This window comes from Methylophaga sp., assembly GCF_965655755.1.
Taxonomy (GTDB): Bacteria; Pseudomonadota; Gammaproteobacteria; order Nitrosococcales; family Methylophagaceae; genus Methylophaga.
Map to the genome: position 1 here is coordinate 58,330 of NZ_CBFHHW010000013.1, position 3,095 is coordinate 61,424.

Here is a 3,095-nt window from a genome sequence, read left to right on the forward strand (position 1 = left end):
TGTCCATTCTGGTTGTGTTTCTTTGTCTTGCAGCTTTATATGAAAGCTGGTCGGTGCCGTTTTCTGTCATGCTGGTTATACCATTGGGGGTATTAGGTGCCGTACTCTTTGCTCTGGGCCGGGGCTTATCCAATGACGTCTACTTTCAGGTGGGTCTGTTGACTACGATTGGTCTGGCTTCAAAGAATGCCATCCTGATCGTCGAGTTTGCCAAATCACTGTACGAAGAGGGAATGTCATTAGTGGATGCCACCATGGAAGCGGTTCGTATGCGTTTACGCCCCATTATTATGACATCCCTGGCCTTTATGCTCGGTGTGACACCACTCATGCTGGCAACAGGAGCAGGTTCGGGCAGCCAGAATGCAATTGGTACCGGGGTATTTGGTGGTGTATTCACTGCCACGGTTCTAGCTATTTTCTTTATTCCGGTGTTCTTTATTGTTGTATTCAAACTGGCTGACACATTAAGCGGGAAAAACCATAAACAAAACCTGGAGGCCGAATCATGAGTCGGAGCTTGAAAACAGCTTTATCAATTAGCCTCATCACCTTGTTGACCGCCTGCTCAATGATGCCTGATTATCAGCGTCCTGACCCAGCCATTGAAATGGCTGAAGCTTCAGCAGCAGACACGGACCGTATTGCTGATATGGGATGGCGTGACTTTTATCAGGATCCCGCCTTACAGCAATTGATTCGCATCGCATTAGAGAATAATCAGCAGTTGCGAGCTTCATCATTGACCGTTAAGCAATTACAAAAGCAGTACCGGATTCAACGTGCCGCACAAAAACCAACGATCAATGCGCAAGCCTCTGCCACCCGTCAAAGGACGCCAGAAACATTAAGTTTCAGTAATCAAAGTGGCATAACGGAACAATACAGTGTGGGCGTGGGTATATCAGCGTGGGAAATCGATTTTTTTGGACGCATTGACAGTCTTTCAGAATCCGCCCTGCAACAATACTTTGCATCGCAAGCAGCCCGAGACAGTGCGCAGCTAGCCTTAATCGCTCAAGTGGCCGACGCCTGGTTCAGCTGGCAGGCGACACAGGCGCAACACCAGCTAGCGATGAAGACCCGTAAAGTTCGTCAACAAAGTTATGCGCTTATCGAAAAACGCTTCAACTCCGGTCTCGCTTCTGAATTGGATCTGCGTCAGGCAGAAACTGCTGTGCATGAGGCTCGCGTATTGGAAACGCAATACCTGCAACAAGCAAATCAAAACTTCACGAGCCTGCAATTATTAATCGGACAGACTTTGGATAAAACACAGTGGCAGGCCGACTGGCAAGAAATCGGTGCATTAAAAGAGATTCCGGCAGATCTGAATTCTGAGGTTTTGCTTCAGCGTCCGGATGTATTGCAGGCTGAGTACCAGATCAAATCGGCCAATGCCGATATCGGTGCTGCCAGAGCAGCCTTCTTCCCCCGTATCAGCCTGACGACCAGTTTAGGTCTGGCTGGCACCGCTCCAGCTCAACTTAGTGAAAGTGGTAGCCGCCAGTGGGCGATATCTCCCCAATTCACCCTACCGTTACTGGATTGGGGTAGCAATCAGGCGGGTCTTGAGGTGGCCGAGCTGCAGAAAGATATCACCATTGCCAATTATCAGCAGGTGATTCAAGAAGCGTTCAAAGAGGTACGCGATCAAATGGAGGCGCGTTCTACCCTGGATGAACAATATGCTGCCCAAAACGACCTGACAACATCCACAGCCCGAAGTCTGGCGTTGGCTCAACATCGATTTGATGCTGGTGTTGATAGTTATCTGGACGTGCTGGATGCCCAACGCAGTTCGATCAGCAGTAAACTCAACCGAATTGATATACGACTTCAGCGAATACGTAGTCAGCTCACTTTGTACAAATCATTAGGTGGTGGATTGCTTGAAACGGGGAATAACGCCACACATTCGAACTAATTTTGTGTACAGGGAAAACATCATTTAAGCTAAGCTGGAACATCAACAACACAAGGAGAGAAAGATGGGATTAGAAGTCGGTGGTTTATTAGGCCTTATATGGTTGGTCATTGTTATCTGGGCAGTTATTCAGGTTGCCAACAGCCCGGCAGGCGGCGGTGCAAAAGTGCTGTGGATTCTGATACTTTTACTGTTCCCGTTAATCGGCCTAATTATCTGGTTCTTTCTTGGGCCTAAAGGCTGACAATGAAACATAAAAAAAGGGGCTTTTTGCCCCTTTTTTCATTCATCGTTCATCTAAACTAAGCCAGATGTTCACGTAAATAACCAGGCTGACGTTCTGGCGTAAAGATCTCAATCCAGTAACCATCGGGATCCTGAATAAAGGCAATACCTTTCATCTTGCCATCATTCGGCTTTTTCACGAATGGCACACCCATTTTTTCAAACCGCTCACAGGCCGCATCTACATCCGGTACAGCAAAACCTATATGGCCAAAGCCTCGCGGATCACTATTGCCGTTATGGTAACTGACGTCATCGTTGTCTTCATCACCCCAGTTATGAGTTAACTCCAACATCGCCGGTCGAGCAAACGTCTGCTTGATTCGTTCATCATTATCATCAGATATGGCCTTTAGCTCATCAGGTGACAACGCTGCCAGAAAATAGAGCGTGAACTCCATGGCAGGAAAATCAAAGCGCTTAATCAACGTCATTCCCATGACTTCACTGTAGAACTTGAGTGTTCGCTCCGGATCCTTGATACGAAACATGGTTTGGTTAAACACATAGTCATGCGTGACCGGATCATGTGTTTCACTCAATCCTTTGGCTTCATCAAAATGTCTACTCATCATTCCTCCTCCTTAATTTGTAATCGAAACTATTCTAAGCATCCCATACGGTTGATGGTGTGATGCCTTGAATTGTTTTCGTCATTATCAGATTATTTCAGGGCTGATTCTTTAATCGTGCTGGCACTGGAAAAATAACGCTGACTCTCCTCTTTAACGACCTTAGATAGCAATAAAATCCCTATCAAGTTGGGAATCGCCATCAAGCCGTTCATCAGGTCAGAGAAATTCCATACAAAGCTCAACTCCCGTGTTGCCCCCACCATGACCATCGCCACAAACACAACACGGAAAATAATAATCGCGCGTTC

General features: G+C 46.9%; 5 protein-coding genes. 3 read left to right on the forward strand and 2 right to left on the reverse strand.

Going from position 1 to position 3,095, the window contains the following annotated elements; translation table 11 throughout:
* From ACTF5U_RS06185 to ACTF5U_RS06195, 3 genes are all read left to right on the forward strand, one after another.
* On the forward strand, nucleotides 1–512 hold a 512-nt coding region (locus tag ACTF5U_RS06185; protein ID WP_438970769.1), incomplete at its 5' end, for an efflux RND transporter permease subunit.
* A complete protein-coding gene (locus ACTF5U_RS06190; RefSeq protein ID WP_438970770.1) occupies nucleotides 509–1,927 on the forward strand; it encodes an efflux transporter outer membrane subunit in 1,419 nt (472 codons plus the stop codon). The genes ACTF5U_RS06185 and ACTF5U_RS06190, both read left to right, overlap by 4 nt.
* 64 nt (nucleotides 1,928–1,991) lie before the next feature.
* On the forward strand, nucleotides 1,992–2,171 hold the full coding sequence (locus tag ACTF5U_RS06195; RefSeq protein WP_438970771.1) for a PLDc N-terminal domain-containing protein: 180 nt from the start codon (nucleotides 1,992–1,994) through the stop codon (nucleotides 2,169–2,171).
* A gap of 58 nt (nucleotides 2,172–2,229) precedes the next feature.
* Here the strand turns inward: ACTF5U_RS06195 and gloA are convergent, their stop codons facing one another.
* Entirely contained in the window at nucleotides 2,230–2,787 is a 558-nt protein-coding gene (gene gloA, locus ACTF5U_RS06200) for a lactoylglutathione lyase (protein ID WP_438970772.1), read from the reverse strand.
* An 89-nt stretch (nucleotides 2,788–2,876) separates the two neighbouring features.
* Nucleotides 2,877–3,095: alanine:cation symporter family protein (locus tag ACTF5U_RS06205; protein WP_438970773.1), on the reverse strand; the 219-nt coding region annotated here is incomplete at its 5' end.